16 protein-coding genes are annotated in these 16,670 nt (G+C 51.6%); 11 read left to right on the top strand and 5 right to left on the bottom strand.

The genetic code is table 11. The features are described 5' to 3' along the window. Positions 1-68 precede the first annotated feature (68 nt). From AC6I4B_RS23025 to fabY, 6 genes are all read left to right on the top strand, one after another. The gene (locus AC6I4B_RS23025; protein WP_497768443.1) at positions 69-965 is read left to right on the top strand and encodes a sugar kinase; all 897 of its coding nucleotides are present in this window, start codon (positions 69-71) and stop codon (positions 963-965) included. 33 nt (positions 966-998) lie between these two features. Then, complete coding sequence (locus tag AC6I4B_RS23020) at positions 999-1,784, top strand: DeoR/GlpR family DNA-binding transcription regulator (protein ID WP_497768441.1); 786 nt, start codon at positions 999-1,001, stop codon at positions 1,782-1,784. 118 nt (positions 1,785-1,902) lie between these two features. Further along, positions 1,903-2,502, top strand: coding sequence for a glucose-1-phosphatase (gene yihX, locus AC6I4B_RS23015; RefSeq protein ID WP_497768440.1), 600 nt, complete (start codon positions 1,903-1,905; stop codon positions 2,500-2,502). Beyond that, the gene (locus AC6I4B_RS23010; protein WP_497768438.1) at positions 2,496-3,362 is read left to right on the top strand and encodes a virulence factor BrkB family protein; all 867 of its coding nucleotides are present in this window, start codon (positions 2,496-2,498) and stop codon (positions 3,360-3,362) included. The genes yihX and AC6I4B_RS23010 overlap by 7 nt, the downstream gene beginning before the upstream one ends. Continuing rightward, a complete protein-coding gene (gene dtd / locus AC6I4B_RS23005) occupies positions 3,359-3,796 on the top strand; it encodes a D-aminoacyl-tRNA deacylase (RefSeq protein WP_497768437.1) in 438 nt (145 codons plus the stop codon). Before AC6I4B_RS23010 ends, dtd begins: the two co-directional genes overlap by 4 nt. 44 nt (positions 3,797-3,840) lie before the next feature. Continuing rightward, positions 3,841-4,782 (top strand): fatty acid biosynthesis protein FabY, encoded by a 942-nt coding sequence (gene fabY / locus AC6I4B_RS23000; RefSeq protein ID WP_497772295.1) that lies wholly within the window; start codon positions 3,841-3,843, stop codon positions 4,780-4,782. An 11-nt stretch (positions 4,783-4,793) separates the two neighbouring features. Here fabY and AC6I4B_RS22995 read toward each other — a convergent pair whose 3' ends face one another. The 5 genes from AC6I4B_RS22995 to fdnG all read right to left on the bottom strand — a co-directional run bounded on the left by AC6I4B_RS22995 (position 4,794) and on the right by fdnG (position 11,446). Continuing rightward, entirely contained in the window at positions 4,794-5,714 is a 921-nt protein-coding gene (locus AC6I4B_RS22995; protein ID WP_497768435.1) for an alpha/beta hydrolase, read from the bottom strand. Positions 5,715-5,922: 208 nt separating this feature from the next. Beyond that, positions 5,923-6,852: a formate dehydrogenase accessory protein FdhE gene (gene fdhE / locus AC6I4B_RS22990; protein ID WP_497768434.1), complete on the bottom strand. Its 930-nt coding sequence runs from the start codon at positions 6,850-6,852 to the stop codon at positions 5,923-5,925. Beyond that, positions 6,849-7,484 carry a formate dehydrogenase cytochrome b556 subunit gene (gene fdoI, locus AC6I4B_RS22985; protein WP_497768432.1) on the bottom strand — a complete coding sequence of 212 codons (636 nt, stop codon included), beginning with the start codon at positions 7,482-7,484 and terminating at the stop codon, positions 6,849-6,851. The genes fdhE and fdoI overlap by 4 nt, the downstream gene beginning before the upstream one ends. Further along, positions 7,481-8,383, bottom strand: coding sequence for a formate dehydrogenase subunit beta (fdxH, locus tag AC6I4B_RS22980; RefSeq protein ID WP_497768431.1), 903 nt, complete (start codon positions 8,381-8,383; stop codon positions 7,481-7,483). The genes fdoI and fdxH overlap by 4 nt, the downstream gene beginning before the upstream one ends. 12 nt (positions 8,384-8,395) lie before the next feature. Beyond that, entirely contained in the window at positions 8,396-11,446 is a 3,051-nt protein-coding gene (gene fdnG / locus AC6I4B_RS22975; protein ID WP_497768430.1) for a formate dehydrogenase-N subunit alpha, read from the bottom strand. A 461-nt stretch (positions 11,447-11,907) separates the two neighbouring features. Here fdnG and fdhD point away from each other — a divergent pair, with 461 nt between their 5' ends. From fdhD to AC6I4B_RS22950, 5 genes are all read left to right on the top strand, one after another. Then, the gene (gene fdhD, locus AC6I4B_RS22970) at positions 11,908-12,720 is read left to right on the top strand and encodes a formate dehydrogenase accessory sulfurtransferase FdhD (protein WP_497772293.1); all 813 of its coding nucleotides are present in this window, start codon (positions 11,908-11,910) and stop codon (positions 12,718-12,720) included. Between the two features lie 447 nt (positions 12,721-13,167). Next, positions 13,168-14,148 (top strand): 6-phosphofructokinase, encoded by a 981-nt coding sequence (locus AC6I4B_RS22965; RefSeq protein WP_497768428.1) that lies wholly within the window; start codon positions 13,168-13,170, stop codon positions 14,146-14,148. Positions 14,149-14,159: 11 nt separating this feature from the next. Then, positions 14,160-14,474 carry a PTS sugar transporter subunit IIB gene (locus AC6I4B_RS22960; protein WP_497768427.1) on the top strand — a complete coding sequence of 105 codons (315 nt, stop codon included), beginning with the start codon at positions 14,160-14,162 and terminating at the stop codon, positions 14,472-14,474. Beyond that, positions 14,467-15,834: a PTS sugar transporter subunit IIC gene (locus AC6I4B_RS22955; RefSeq protein ID WP_497768425.1), complete on the top strand. Its 1,368-nt coding sequence runs from the start codon at positions 14,467-14,469 to the stop codon at positions 15,832-15,834. The genes AC6I4B_RS22960 and AC6I4B_RS22955 overlap by 8 nt, the downstream gene beginning before the upstream one ends. Beyond that, complete coding sequence (locus tag AC6I4B_RS22950) at positions 15,821-16,663, top strand: class II fructose-bisphosphate aldolase (protein WP_497768424.1); 843 nt, start codon at positions 15,821-15,823, stop codon at positions 16,661-16,663. Before AC6I4B_RS22955 ends, AC6I4B_RS22950 begins: the two co-directional genes overlap by 14 nt. Positions 16,664-16,670 lie beyond the last annotated feature (7 nt).

The following is a 16,670-nucleotide window of genomic DNA, read 5'->3' as shown; positions in this document are numbered from 1 at the left end:
CAGCCATCACTTTTTAAACATTTCGTGAAATTAAAATGATCCCATCTTGAAACGCTTAAGGAATGACCATGATTCGTGTTGCTTGTGTGGGTATTACCGTGATGGACAGCATTTATTACGTCGAAAGTTTGCCGACAGAAGGGGGAAAATATGTGGCGAAACGCTATACCGAAGTGGGCGGCGGGCCAGCGGCAACTGCCGCAGTCGCCGCAGCAAAGTTGGGTGCACAGGTGGACTTTATTGGCCGCGTTGGCGATGACGGTACTGGAAACCGCCTGTTGGCGGAGCTGGAGTCCCTGGGGGTAAATACCCGCTACACCCGTCGCTACGCGAAGGCGAACTCCTCGCAGTCGGCGGTGATGGTTGATGCGAAAGGGGAGCGAATTATCGTCAACTATCCCAGCCCGGACTTACTGCATGACGCAAGCTGGCTGAACGAGATTGATTTTTCCCAGTGGGATGTGGTGCTGGCGGATGTTCGCTGGCATGAAGGGGCGAAACAGGCGTTCATGCTGGCGCGTCGGGCAGGAGTCATGACGGTGCTGGATGGCGATGTCACACCGCAAGATATCAGCGAGCTGGTGGCTCTGAGCGATCATGCCGCCTTCTCTGAACCAGGCCTGGCACGTCTTACGGGGCTAAAAGATCCCGAAGCTGGGCTAAGGCAAGCGCAAACGCTCACAAATGGTCACGTTTATGTCACGCGGGGGAGTGAAGGCTGCGACTGGATACAGAATGGCGCTTTGCAACATCAGCCTGGATTCTCAGTCGATGTCGTTGATACCACTGGGGCTGGGGATGTTTTCCACGGCGCGTTGGCCTTCAGCCTGGCTTCCGGGAAGGCAGCACAAGAGGCCGTCAGATTTGCCAGCGGGGTCGCTGCGCTGAAATGTACGCGCCCGGGAGGGCGTGCTGGCATCCCCGACTGTGATCAAACCCGATCTTTTCTGTCACTTTTTGTATAAAATGCCAGAGCGATGGTATTTCGAGGAAATTTCATGAGTCTTACCGAACTGACCGGTAACCCGCGACACGATCAGCTGCTGATGCTGATTAGCGAGCGTGGTTATATGAATATTGATGAACTGGCCAATCTGCTGGACGTTTCCACGCAGACGGTACGGCGTGATATTCGTAAACTTAGCGAGCAGGGATTAATCACCCGCCACCACGGTGGAGCGGGTAGGGCGTCTAGCGTGGTCAATACGGCGTTCGAACAGCGTGAAGTCTCCTTAACGGAAGAGAAAAAAGCCATCGCAGAGGCGGTGGCTGACTATATCCCGGACGGCTCAACGGTGTTTATTACCATTGGTACTACCGTTGAGCAGGTTGCGCGGGCGCTGTTAAACCATAACCATTTACGGATCATCACGAACAGCCTGCGCGTTGCGCACATTCTTTATAACAATCCTCGTTTTGAAGTCATGGTACCTGGCGGTACGCTGCGCCCGCACAACAGCGGTATTATCGGCCCTTCCGCAACGGCCTTTGTGGCTGGTTTTCGGGCTGATTATCTGGTGACGAGCGTTGGGGCGATTGAAAACGATGGCGCGCTGCTGGAGTTTGATGTCAACGAAGCTAGCGTAGTGAAAACGATGATGGTTCACTCACGACAAATTCTTCTGGCGGCCGATCACACCAAATATCATGCGTCGGCGGCCGTTGAGATTGGTAACGTCGCGCAGGTTACCGCCCTGTTTACCGATGAGTATCCCTCGGGGGGGCTAAAATCATGGTTAGATGAAAATCAGACTGAAATTATTCTTGCTCAGGAAGATATCTAGCCCCGCCTTGATTCCTCAGCGCCTGGTGCGCTGGGGAGTCTTCATCTCGAACTCTTGAATAGTCAAATCTCTCCTTTCCCGCTACAGTGAAATTTCCACGGCGCGAACGGAGGCACAAATGCTCTATATCTTTGATTTAGGTAATGTGATTGTCGATATCGATTTTAACCGTGTTTTGGGGACATGGAGCGATCTTGCCCGTGTGCCGCTGGCTCGGCTGAAGCAAAGTTTCACTATGGGCGAGGTGTTTCACCAGCACGAGCGAGGTGAAATATCAGACCAGGAGTTTGCGAAAGCAATGTGCCATGACATGGAGCTGCCGCTGAGCTACGAGCAGTTTGCCCACGGCTGGCTGGCGATATTTGTCGCGTTACGCCCGGAAGTTATCGATATCATGAATACCCTGCGTGAACAGGGCCATCGAGTCGTTGTCCTGTCTAATACCAATGCGCTACATACCACCTTCTGGCCTGATGAATACCCGCAAATCTATGCTGCGGCTGACCACGTTTACCTCTCTCAGGAAATGGGAATGCGCAAACCGGAAGCCAGAATTTATCAACGTGTTCTGGAGTTAGAAGGTTTTTCTCCCGCCGATGCGGTCTTTTTTGACGATAACGCCGATAATATAGCAGGAGCTAACCAGTTGGGGATTACCAGTGTGCTGGTCACGGGGCGAGAAACCCTCCCTGACTATTTTATGAAGTCGTTATGTTAAAAACCGTTCATCAAAAATATATTCATCATACCCGGCCGCTGGTGGCGTGGAGTCAATTCCTCTGGCGGCGTATCAACGAAGACAATATGACGACACTGGCGGGCAACCTGGCCTATGTGTCGTTGTTGTCACTTGTGCCGCTTGTGGCGGTGATTTTTGCCCTGTTCGCGGCTTTTCCGATGTTTTCGGAAGTCAGTCTGCAAATTCGTCACTTTGTTTTTGCTAACTTTCTACCGGCGACTGGAGATGTCATTCAGCGCTATATCGAGCAGTTCGTGGCTAACTCCAGCAGGATGACCGCATTAGGGGCTTGCGGCCTGATTATTACGTCGCTGCTGTTGATGTATTCCATTGATAGCGCGCTGAACACAATCTGGCGCAGTAAGCGAGTGCGCCCCAGAATTTACTCCTTTGCGGTCTACTGGATGATCCTGACTCTTGGGCCGCTGCTGGCAGGGGCAAGCCTGGCGATTAGCTCTTATTTGCTCTCGTTGCGCTGGGCGAGTGAATTGCACGGGGTTATTGATAACGTGCTGCGCGTTTTCCCGTTGCTGCTCTCCTGGCTCTCGTTCTGGATGCTGTACAGCATCGTGCCGACCACGCAAGTACCTAATCGCGATGCGGTAACGGGCGCGCTGATTGCCGCGCTGTTGCATGAGCTTGGCAAAAAAGGCTTCACCCTCTACATCACCGCATTCCCTTCCTACCAGCTGATTTACGGCGTATTGGCGGTGATTCCCATTTTGTTTGTCTGGGTCTACTGGACGTGGTGTATCGTCTTGCTTGGGGCAGAAATTACTGTCACTCTCGGGGAATACCGAAAATTTAAAACAGAACAACAAGAAGCAGAAAAATCATGATTGCATTAATTCAACGCGTAACCCGAGCCAGCGTCACCGTGGCGGATGACGTGACCGGCGAAATCGGGCCAGGACTTTTAGTGCTGTTAGGTGTCGAAAAAGACGACGACGAACAAAAGGCTAACCGTCTGTGCGAGCGAGTGCTCGGCTATCGAATTTTTAGCGATGCCGATGGCAAAATGAACCTTAACGTACAGCAAGCTGGGGGAAGTGTGCTGGTGGTGTCGCAGTTTACGCTGGCTGCGGATACGGAGCGCGGTATGCGCCCGAGCTTCTCTAAAGGGGCTGAACCAAAGCGCGCCGAAGAGCTATACGAATACTTTGTGCAGCGCTGCCGCCAACAGGACATCAACACCCAAACCGGCCAATTCGCCGCTGATATGCAAGTGTCGCTGGTCAACGATGGCCCGGTGACATTCTGGCTACAGGTATGAACCCACTTCCCGTTAGAACGCGGGAGGCAAAAGAGAGCGCCATTATGTACCATCTCCGAGTACCGCAAACGGCAGAAGAGTTAGAACAGTATTACCAGTTCCGCTGGGAAATGCTGCGTAAACCGCTTCATCAACCTAAAGGCTCCGAGCGCGATGCCTGGGATGCGATGGCGCATCACCAGATGGTGGTGGATGAAGAAGGGCGGCTGGTCGCCGTCGGGCGTTTGTATATCAACGCCGATAATGAAGCCTCTATTCGCTTTATGGCGGTACATCCTGACGTGCAGGATAAAGGCCTGGGGACGCTAATTGCGATAACGCTGGAGTCCGTCGCGCGCCAGGAAGGCGTGAAACGCGTCACCTGTAGCGCCCGTGAAGATGCTGTGCCGTTCTTCTCTAAGCTCGGGTTCGTCAACCAGGGCGAAATCACCACTCCACAAAGTACGCCAGTACGCCACTTCTTGATGATTAAGCCGGTCGCGACGTTGGACGATATTCTTCATCGCGGCGACTGGTGCGCTCAGCTCCAGCAGGCCTGGTACGATCACATCCCGCTTAGTGAAAAAATGGGTGTACGTATTCAGCAGTACACCGGGCAGAAATTTATCACCACGATGCCGGAAACTGGCAATCAGAACCCGCACCATACGCTGTTTGCAGGTAGCCTGTTTTCGCTGGCGACGCTCACCGGCTGGGGGCTTATCTGGCTGATGCTGCGCGAGCGCCATCTTGGCGGCACGATTATTCTTGCCGATGCCCATATCCGCTACAGCAAACCGATTACCGGCAAACCGACCGCCATTGCAGATTTAGGCTCGTTGAGCGGTGACCTTGACCGTCTGGCAAGAGGCCGCAAAGCGCGTGTGCAAATGCAGGTTGAACTGTTCGGCGGCGATACCCCTGGCGTGGTGTTTGAAGGCACTTACATTGTGCTGCCCGCGAAACCGTTCGGCGCATACGAAGAAGGCGGCAACGAGGAAGAATAGGGGCTACGCCCCTATTCAGGCCGATGCAGCGCCGCCCGCCAGGCCACGTCTCTAATCACATTTTTGGCGGCCTGGCTCACCCCACCTAACTGAAAGAAACCGTGAATGACCCCCAGATAGCGCTGGCCGGTGCATTCAACGCCTTGCTCTGTCATCCGTTGATATAGCGCTTCCCCTTCGTCACAAAGCGGGTCGAATTCGGCGGTAATGATATGCACTGGAGGCAGACCGTTGAAATCCTCTCGCCATAGCGGGCTGGCCTCCGGGTGACGAAGGTCAATGTCCGGCAAGTACATCTCATAGCCGCTTAACAGCGTATCGCGGGTGATGATGTAATCCCGCCCGTTACGGGTATAGCTCTCAAAGTGAGTGGTAGCGTCGAGCATGGGGTAAATCAACACGAGTTGGGCGGGTTGCCATACTCCGGCGGCCTTCAACCGCAAGGCGGTCACTAACGCCAGATGCCCACCTGCACTGTCGCCAGCAAGCGTGATGCGGCGCTTATCCACACCAAAAATCTCCGCCTGTTGCCAGACAAGGTTAGCGCCTCTTTCTGCGTCATCATGCGCGGCGGGAAAGGTGTTTTCAGGGGCTAACCGATACTGGACGGCAATGACTCGGCACTGGCCGTAATACGCGAGCTGGCGTAGCTGGTTATCATGCGTGGCAAATCCGCCGCTGATAAAGCAGCCACCGTGATAATAGATGATGCAGGGGAGTGATTCAGATGCGTTAAGTGGCGAAATGACGCGAAATACCACGGCATCAAGTTCAATATCTTCGATCTGTACGCGGGGTTCTGTTTCCCCTGCCAGAACTGTGCTGGCGACATACCCCGCCCGCCGGTCATCAATATTCTGCTGGCGTGAAGAAGGACGACCCGCCGCAATAAATGCCTCAACCAACTCCGCAATACCTTTTTCCAGAGCCATGACAAATCCTTTTTGCTGTATGGATATACAGCTTTATAACCTGGATTTTGGCGAAAGAAAACGGTGAATTTTAATGAAGTCTGATTCTGGAAAGCGGCTCGCAAAAATAGAAATAGCGGAGCTATCTCGCTGTCTTTCGTTGTTCGTGCGTGATAACGCCTTACGAACTGTCATTCAGGCGACGAATGCCGCCTGAATGACAAGGGACTTACTCCCCTTCACCCGGGAACAGGAACGGGTTGATAGAGCTACGGGCGAACCCTTCTTGCTCCATCCGTGCGTCCAGCACCAGTGAGGCGAGGTCGTCGGCAACGGCTTCCACTTTCGGGTCTTTTTCCTGATACAGAATCTTCAGGTAAGTGCCGCAGTCGCCGCAGCTTTCTGCTTTCACCGCCGCCTGCTCGTTATCGATAGACCAATAGTGCAGGTCGCGGCTCTGCTCGCAGTTGCTGCACTTCACGCGCACAACGTGCCACTCGGTTTCGCACAGGTTGCAGTGCAGGTAACGCAGCCCCTGCGTGGTGCCAATTTGCACCATGCTGGAAACGGGCATTGAACCGCACACCGGGCAGTATTGACGCTGTTCACCGTATTCGGCGCGCGCTTTACCTGGAATCAGGGTCGCCATTTGCGCCCAGTACAGCGACAGCGCAGCCCAGATAAACGGGGCTTTGTCGCTACTGACTGAGGCAAAGTCGGATTCAAACAACGCGCTCGCCATAGCTTCAAGCTCTTGCCCGGACGCTTTTTCCAGATTCTCAATAACCGCCAATGCTGGGCCGCTCATTTCAGGCTTCAGCTCGGCAATCATCGATTGCAGCAGGGTATGCCAGTGCTTATCACGCGGCAAAACGTGAATATCCAGCGGCGGCTTGCCCTGGTCATTCGCTTCTTTGATGCGCGCGGTCAGATCCATCTCTAACGGATGGTCGTACAGCACCACTTCCTGTGCATGGGCAATCAGCGCGGCAAAGCGCAGGTAATCACCCAGCGGGTTGTTCTCAGCCAGCTCGCGCAGACGCTCGGCACGGCGGTTGTACAGATTTTTGAGTCTGGGGAACAATAACGGCGGAATATACTCCGCCGTGCGTTTCTCGCTCGAACCCAGCTCATCTTGCGGGATTATGCGGATACTCATTCAGATGACTTTTCCTGTTTCTGGCGGACTTCACGGTACCAGCGCGGGTGGTGTTTCTTCGCCCACGTTTTAGTAACCCATCCTTCCACCATCGCGGTAATGGTGCCTTTCACCCAAAGGGCGGCGTAGATATGCACCATGATAACCACAATTAACGCCACTGCGGCAAATGAATGCAGCATTAGCGCAAATCGGATCACCGGGATTGAGAAAGCAGGCGCAAAGTACGGACGCCAGATAATCACACCGCTCGCCAGCAGCAGGACCAGGAAGATAATCGCCGCCCAGAATACGCATTTCTGGCCGAAGTTATAACGCCCGGTGTCACCTACTTCCTCGTTGACGACGATCTTATGAATATTCTTAGCCCAAAAGATATCATCCCGATTGATTAGATTGTGATGCCAATAGCGGAAAAACATGATGATGAACGAGGCAAACATGATTACGCCAACGAACGGGTGCAGAATACGCGCCAGTTGTGGAGTGCCCATAATTTGCATCAGCCAGTTGAAGGAGGGGAAGAAGAACCCCAGCCCGCTCACCGCCGCGAGTATAAAGCAGAAGGCGGTGATCCAGTGGTTGATACGTTCCGGCGCGGTGTAGCGCACGATGGTGTCACGTCGTTTCATTTGCGCACCTCGTCATTTTCTTCATGCAGGTTGTCTTCTTCCTCTTCCGCGCGGTTCGGGCCGACACCGACGTAGTGGAAGATACTTGCTGCAAACGTTGCGGCAAAACCGACTGCCGCCAGCGGTTTCCAGATACCTTTCCAGAATTTCACCGTAGCGCTGATTTCTGGGTTCTCTGGCAAGCCGTGGTACAGATTCGGTTTATCGGCGTGGTGCAACACGTACATGACGTGAGTACCGCCAACGCCCGCCGGATCGTACAAGCCCGCGTTATCGTAACCGCGCGTTTTCAGTTCTGCCACGCGCTCGCCTGCCAGCACTTTCATATCCTCTTTCGAACCAAAGTGGATAGCGCCGGTCGGGCACGTTTTCACGCAGGCCGGTTCCTGTCCCACCGTCACACGGTCAACGCACAGCGTACATTTATAGACGCGGTTGTCTTCCGGGTTCAGGCGCGGCACGTTGAACGGGCAGCCCGCGATGCAGTAGCCACAGCCGATGCACTGCTCAGACTGGAAATCGACGATGCCGTTGGCATACTGAATAATAGCCCCTTCTGACGGACATGCTTTCAGGCAGCCAGGGTCTGCACAGTGCATACAGCCGTCTTTGCGGATAAGCCATTCCAGCTTGTCGTTTTGCTCCACTTCCGAGAAGCGCATCACCGTCCAGGACTTCGCGGTTAAATCAGCCGGGTTGTCGTACACGCCGACGTTACTGCCGATTTCATCACGAATGTCGTTCCATTCCGAACACGCCACCTGACAGGCTTTACAGCCGATACAGGTGGTGACGTCGATAAGTTTCGCCACTTCCTGCTGGTGATCCCGCGCCTGAGGCGCGGGGGTGAAACCGTTAGTCGCGGAACGACGGATAATGTCTTGCGATTGATAAGCCATAGGTCGTCTCCGTTACACCTTTTCCACGTTCACGAGGAAGGCTTTAAACTCCGGCGTTTGCGTGTTCGCATCACCGACGAATGGCGTTAACGTGTTGGCAATAAAGCCTTTTTTCGCCACACCTTCGTAGCCCCAGTGGATAGGAATACCGATGGTATCGATATCTTTGCCGTCGGCTTTCAGCGTGCGAATACGTTTGGTGACCACCGCTTTGGCCTTGATATAGCCACGGTTAGAGGACACTTTCACGGTGTCGCCATGAGCGATGCCGAGTTTATTCGCCAGCTTCTCTCCAATCTCCACAAACTGTTCCGGCTGTGCGATAGCGTTAAGCAGCGCATGTTTGGTCCAGTAGTGGAAGTGCTCGGTCAGACGATACGTTGTCCCGACGTACGGGAACTTGTCGGCTTTACCCAGCGCTTCTTCGTCGCCTTTAAAGATACGGGCGGCAGGGTTGGAGATAACGTTCGGGTGCAGCGGGTTAGTGCCCAGCGGCGTTTCAAACGGCTCGTAGTGTTCCGGGAACGGCCCTTCTGCCATCTTGTCGAGGGCAAACAGGCGGCCCATCCCTTCCGGCTGCATGATAAACGGCCCCACATTGCTGCCTGGCGCGGCGGCGCTGTAGTCCGGTATATCCACACCGCCCCATTTCGCGCCATCCCATTTCAGCAGTTGGCGTTTTGGATCCCACGGGTTGCCCTGTGGGTCAGCGGAAGCACGGTTATACAGAATGCGGCGGTTCAGCGGCCACGCCCATGCCCAGCCCAATGTATTGCCCAGTCCTGACGGATCGGCGTTATCACGACGTGCCATCTGGTTGCCTTCCGGCGTCCAGCTACCGGCGAAAATCCAGCAACCGCTAGACGTCGTACCGTCGTCGCGCAGGTGTGCAAATGTGCTGAGCTGTTGGCCTTTTTTCACCAACACCGCACCGGTTGCCGGGTCGATAATATCGGCCAGCGCTTTACCGTTGCTCTCCATCGCGACTTCTTCCGACGCAGGCTCATGCGGCGTGGAGTAGTTCCACGTCATGCTCAACACCTGCTCTGGGTTTGCGCCGCCCTGTTCGGCGTACATCTTGCGCAAGCGCAGGAAGATACCGGCCAGGATTTCGCCATCGGTAACTGCATCGCCTGGGCCATCCGCGCCTTTCCAGTGCCACTGCAACCAGCGACCGGAGTTGACGATAGAACCGTTCTCTTCTGCGAAACAGGTTGATGGCAGACGGAAAACTTCAGTCTGAATCTGCGATGGGTCAACATCGTTCGACTCGCCGTGGTTCTGCCAGAACGTTGATGTCTCGGTATTGAGCGGGTCAATGGTCACGAGGAATTTCAGTTTCGACAGTGACGCGACCACTTTGTTTTTATTCGGGAACGACGCAACCGGGTTAAAGCCCTGGCAGATATAGCCGTTGACCTTGCCCTGGTTCATCATCTCGAAATATTGCAGAACGTCGTAGCCTTTGTCCCACTTCGGCAGCAGATCAAAGCCCCAATCGTTTTCTTTCGTCGCTTTGTCGCCAAAGAAGGCTTTCATCATCGAAACGAAGAATTTCGGGTAGTTGCCCCAGTAGTTCACCTGGCCATCCAGCAGCGGTTTTGGCGTGTTGGCGGCGAGATACGTTTGCAGGTCGGTTTGCTTCTCGCTTGGCAGCGTCATATAGCCTGGCAGGCTTTGTGACAGCAGGCCCAGGTCAGTCAGCCCCTGAATGTTGGAGTGACCGCGCAGGGCGTTCACGCCGCCGCCCGCCATCCCCATGTTGCCGAGCAGCAACTGGATCATCGCCATGGTGCGGATGTTTTGTGCGCCAATGGAGTGCTGTGTCCAGCCGAGGGCATACAGGAACGACGCCGTTTTATCGTGAGCGCTTGTTTCTGCGATGTATTCACATACTTTCAGGAAATCAGCTTGCGGCGTACCACAAATGTTTTCGACAACATCTGGCGTGTAACGGGAAATGTGCTGCTTCAGCAGATTCCATACACAACGTGGATGTTGCAGCGTGGTATCGCGTTTGGCGAAGCCGTTTTCATCCAGCTCATAGTTCCAGCTGGTTTTGTCGTACTTGCGTTTATCCGCGTCATAGCCGGTGAACAGGCCATCTTCAAAGCCAAAATCTTCACGCACGATCAAGCTGGCGTTGGTATAGGCCTCGGTGTATTCGCGGTTGAATTTTTCATTGTTCAGCAGGTACAGCATAACGCCTGACAGGAAAGTAATGTCAGTACCGGAACGAATCGGTGCATAGAAATCGGCGACCGACGCCGTACGCGTGAAACGAGGATCGATAACAATCAGCTTCGCGCCGTTGTGTATCTTAGCTTCCATCGCCCAGCGGAACCCGACGGGGTGAGCTTCAGCGGCATTACCGCCCATCACCACGATAAGGTTGGCGTTCTTGATATCAACCCAGTGGTTGGTCATCGCACCGCGACCAAATGTTGGAGCAAGACTTGCTACCGTTGGTCCGTGTCAGACGCGCGCCTGGTTATCGACCGCGAGCATACCCAGCGCGCGGGAGAATTTTTGTGTTAAATAGCCGGTTTCGTTGCTCGACGCGGATGCACACAGCATCCCGGTGGAGAGCCAGCGGTTAACGGTAACGCCTTCGGCGTTCTGCGCGACGTAGTTAGCGTCACGGTCTTCTTTCATCAGTTTGGCGATGCGGTCAAATGCCTCATCCCAACTGATTTGTTGCCATTTATTGGAGCCTGGTGCGCGATATTCTGGGTATTTCAGGCGGCTTTCGGAGTGAATGAAATCCACCAGACCTGCACCTTTCGGGCACAGAGCGCCACGGTTTACCGGATGGTCCGGGTCACCTTCGATATGGAAAATGGACGCTTTAGCGTTTTTCGCGCCGTCGCCGAGGCTGTACATCAACAGCCCGCAGCCGACAGAACAATATGTGCAGGTGTTACGGGTTTCACGGGTGCGCAGCAGCTTATACTGCCGTGTCTCCGCCAGTGCGATGCTTGGGGCAAAGCCCAGCGCCGCAGCCGTGGTTCCTGCCATACCGCCAGCGCAGATCTTAAAGAACTGCCTTCTGCTGACCTGCATGGGTGCTCCTTGTTTCGACATTGTCATTGCTTGTAGTTTCCTTTGCCGCTAACACGACAAAGATTCTGAATAACACGATGCCCTTAGTTCCAAAAGGGCTTTGACTCAGAATACCACAAGTTCGGTAGGCTTGTTCTAATGCGGTTAACGATGGGTGAATGGAGCTTCTTTGTATTAACATTGAATTGTGATTTTGATCGCATTTTGCGCATAACAAAGACGGTCGTGGCGCGGCGGTTAATTCGATTAATCCATAGGGAGTATGGGTATTTTCATCAGTAATTTTGTACAAGTCAATTTGAGGGGATTAAGATTGTGTGTTATTAGACCGGAAACTTGATCCATAATAAGCACTGATTCCTTCCGAATGTGATGGAATAGGCGTCTCTCCTTTTCCGTTGTTGTTCAGAGTAATTGCCGTGTTTAATGTAAAAGATGAAGTCAAACCATCGTCGCAGCTTATTGGTTCCGCCGAGCGTTCCGTCTTCAGAAGGCCACAAATCATGCAACCCACACCGGATATTCTTGCTGAAGAAATTCCCGTTGCGTTGGTCTACAACGGCATCTCTCACGTTGTGATGATGGCGACGCCAAAAGATTTAGAGGCTTTCGCGATCGGTTTTTCGCTGTCGGAAGGGATTATTGAACATCCGCGCGAAATTTACGGTATTGAAGTCACGCAAGCCTGCAACGGCCTTGAAGTACAAATCGACCTCTCCAGCCGCCGTTTTATGGGGCTTAAAGAGCGCCGCCGCGCGCTAGCCGGGCGAACCGGCTGCGGCGTGTGTGGCGTCGAACAGCTTAACGACATCGGCAAGCCCATCAGGCCGCTGCCTTTCACCCAGACCTTTAATCTCGCTCATCTTGATAACGCGCTGCGGCATTTAAATGATGTCCAGCCGGTGGGACGTGAAACGGGCTGTACCCACGCGGCGGCATGGATAATGCCATCGGGTGAGCTGGTGGGCGGGCATGAAGATGTTGGCCGCCACGTTGCGTTAGATAAATTACTCGGCCACCGAGCCAAAGAGGGCGCACTCTGGCAGGAAGGCGCGGCGTTAGTTTCCAGCCGTGCCAGTTATGAAATGGTGCAGAAATCCGCCATGTGTGGCGTTGAGATTCTGTTCGCTGTCTCTGCGGCCACTACGCTAGCGGTGGAGGTGGCTGAACGCTGCAACCTGACGCTGGTCGGTTTTTGCAAACCCGGCAGAGCGACGATTTATACCCATCCACAGCGGTTAATCAGTGCTCTAGATACGGGTGAGGTGCTGTAGGCCTGATAAGGCGTTGCAGTGGTATTGCCGGATGGCGCTACGCTTATCCGGCCTGCGGTCAGTATATATGCAGCTTTAATTATTTTGGCTATAGCTGTAGTTAGCATTTTCCCTGTTTTTCTCGCCTTTGTTTCCTCTCCAGCTTAAAAAAACGTGATATTTCTCGCATTTTCATACAATCACCTTATCGACATTTCTCCGCGAAATTACCGCAATCACGACCGTTATTTCTTCGTTTATTAACGCCATGATAATAAAGATGTTTTGATAATAAATGTTATTTCGATCTCATTTTTAAAATGCGTGACAGATCACAAAAAATAGCCTTGAAACGATATCGTCAATATTTGACTGAGCGTTAATTATAACAATTGTGTGATCTTCGTTGCAAATAAGAGGCTTGAAGTCAGGGAAAAATATTTACACGGGAATCGGCGAGGGCATGAAATGAAAATCGGGATTGTTATTAGTGGCGGAGACGTGTCAGGAATTAATAACTTTATTTTCCAGATAGCAAAACTCGCTAATGCTGACATAACATTATTCAATGGCGGTATTTCGGGGCTGTTGGATAAAAATCATCATGAAGCCGCATGGCGTGATCTGGTCGATTATTCCATTGCATCGATTCCCATGATTACGTCAGGGCGTACCAGTCGTAAACTACAGCGCAGTGAGTATGAAGTTATTGCCAGAAAAATAAAATCATTGCGGATTGATGTTTTAATTATGGCGGGGGGTGATGGTAGTTTGCAGTTCCTGAATACCCTGAGCGAGTTTGATATAAATTGCTTTGGTGTCGGGATGACCATCGATAATGATGTCTATGGTAGTGATTATACCATCGGTTTTTCGACAGCTTGTGAGCAGATTATTAAGGAGGTGTCTCGTCTAAGGAATACCGGTAGAGCGCTACCGGGTCGAGTTTTTATGGTTGAGATGTTGGGCGGCTACTGCGGTGAATTAACGTTACAGTCGGCGATTAAGTGTAATGCTGATATTGCGTTAATCCCGGAGTCTCAGATACCTCTGGAGGAACTGGCTAGCCGAGTTAAGCAAAAACTGGCAAATCAGAATAGTGTTGTCATTCTTTGCTCTGAAGGCTACACCAGAGAATATTCACCCGGTTTCCAGGGTGCTATTGATACGATGATCAAACAGCTAGAGCCGCGCATTGGTGTGCGCATTCGTAAGACCATTATTGGCTACGGATTACGTAATGGCGATCCAACTTGTGAAGAGATTTATCAAGGAACCATTATGGCTAATGAAGTGGTTCGCTGCATTCAATCAGGGATGAGAAATAAAGCCATTATTATAAATTCAAGTAACAAACCTATTCCGATAGATTTAGTAAGTATGAAAAAACGTCTGGTAGATACTGAAGGACACTATTACAAACTTGCCAAACAACTCAATATTATTTGAGGAGACCTTACATGCTGAAAATTCTTTGCGTATGTGGCTGCGGCCTTGGTTCTAGCTTTGCTATTGAAATGACGGCAAAGGCTGTTTTAAAAAAATTAGAGATTCCTGCTCATATCGAACATACCACGGTATCTGAAGCCGGAGCTTTTAAATCCGATATGATTCTGACTCAGAAAACATTTGCTGACATATTAACAGCCGATGCAAGTGAAGAAGAAATTAAGCGAGTGGTGATATTAAATAAACTCACGGACAAAGACGAAATAGAGAAAAAGATTGTCGCATTCTTGAATGAACGTAATCTACAGGTAGCCGACCATGAATAGTTTCGTTGAGTTTATCGTGAAAGATTTGCTTGGCCAGGCCTCTATTCTTGTTGCATTTATTGCGATGCTGGGGCTGATTTTACAGAAAAAATCACTGGGCAAAACGGTTGAAGGGACATTTAAAACCCTGCTTGGTTTTTTGATTATGATGGCAGGCATTAACATTATTGTTGCCACACTTACGTTCCTGAATGACATATTTACTCAGGGATTCGGTATGAAGGGCTACATTACCGATGTGGCTGCTATTGCCGGATTAGCCAACCGTGAATTGGGATCGGAAGTCGCGCTAACGTTGCTGGTTATTTTTGCCGTTAACATCATTATTGCACGGCTGACACCACTGAAATATATCTTCCTGACCGGCCAGGCACTGCTGTGGATGGCAACCATTGGCGCTGTTATTGGCTATAAAGCCGGGTTAACAGGTTTACCGCTGATCTTAACCGGGGGTATTTTTGGCGGTGTCATGGCGGTGCTGATGCCTGCTTTGGCCCAGCCGGTGGTAAGGCGTATTACCGGTTCTGATGATGTCGCGCTAGGGCACTTTTGTACCATCGGTTATCTGGTACAAGCGGCAGTCGCCAAAGTAGTGGGTAAAGGTTCGCGCTCCACGGAAGATCTCGAATTACCGGATAATTTTAAATTCCTACAAGACACCTACCTCGCGATGGCGGTGGTGATGGTGCCGATGTATCTCATTCCTGCGCTGGCGGCAGGGCCTGAATATATCGGCCAGTTTTCAAATGGTGTGAACTACCTGATGTACGCGTTTATGCAATCTATTCAGTTCGTGGCGGGTGTCTTCGTGCTTTATAGTGGTGTGCGTTTACTGCTCAATGAACTTGTTCCCGCGTTTCGGGGAATTGCAATGCGTATTGTACCGGACGCAAAACCTGCGCTGGACTGCCCCGTATTATTTCCTTATGCCCCTAACGCGGTGATTGTGGGATTCCTCGCCACCACCGTTGGCTCCATTATTGGCATGTTGGTCTTCCCGATGTTTGGATTGGCGATGATTCTTCCTGGCCTGCTCACTAACTTTTTTGCGGGCGGTACTGCGGGGGTATTTGGCAATGCGCTAGGTGGGCGTCGTGGGGCGGTAATTGGTGGTGTCGTGCATGGCCTCTTTATTACCTTTCTTCCGGCTATCCTGGTACCGATGCTCGAAAGCTATGGATTTACAGGAGTCACCTTTAGCGATTCGGACGTTATTAGCTCTGGGCTTGTATTAGGTCATGCCTTCCAAAATAACTGGTTATTCGTCGCATTATTTATTGTTTTTGTCGCCGCACTGACATGGTTCGTCAACGCAAAATCAACTAAGCCGCAAGGGGAAAATATTCATGAGTCTGTATAATTTCAACGATATCTTGAAAATTGCTCAGGAAAGAAATTTTAAGGCCATTGGGTCATTCAATTTACACTGTATTGAAATGCTTCCTGCCTTTTTTAAAGCAGCAAAAGAGAGTCATAGCCCATTAATGATTCAGATCTCAACGGGCACGGCTGAATATTTAGGATATCGCTTATTGGTTGATGCAGTTTGCTCATTGGCAGAAAGTGAAAATGTACCAACATGCCTGCACCTGGATCACTGCTCTGATATTAACGCCATTAAAACGGCAATGGACGCTGGGTTTTCGTCTGTAATGTACGATGGTTCTCATCTGGAACTGGATGAGAATATTGGCAACACGAGAATTGTCGTTGAAATGGCAAGGCCGAGAAATATCACCGTTGAAGGTGAACTTGGGGCCATTGGCGGCTCAGAGGATGGCAAGGCCGTAGCGGCAGAGGATATCTGTTTTACGACGGTTGAAGATGCGAAACGTTTTGTTGATGAAACTCAGGTCGATATGTTGGCCGTTTCTGTGGGCACGGTGCATGGTCTGTATACCGGTAAAGCCAGAATACAGCATCAGCGGCTAAAAGAGATTAGTGATGCAACCGGTGTACCTTTAGTCCTGCATGGTGGTACGGGGGTTAGCGACGAAGATATGCGACAAGCGGTCACTGAAGGTATTAACAAAGTGAATGTTGGTACTGAAATGAACGTACAGTGGGTTGACCAGTGTAAGACCACCTTTGAAAAGGGGAAAGTGAATGACAGTGTGCGGAAGTTTTTAATTCCGGCAAATAATGCCGTTGCGCATGTATTAATGGAAAAAATAGCGCTATTTAAATAACTTTTAT

The sequence above is a fragment of the Kluyvera fluvialis genome, from assembly GCF_059725275.1.
This window is presented reverse-complemented; position numbering and strand designations above follow the sequence as displayed.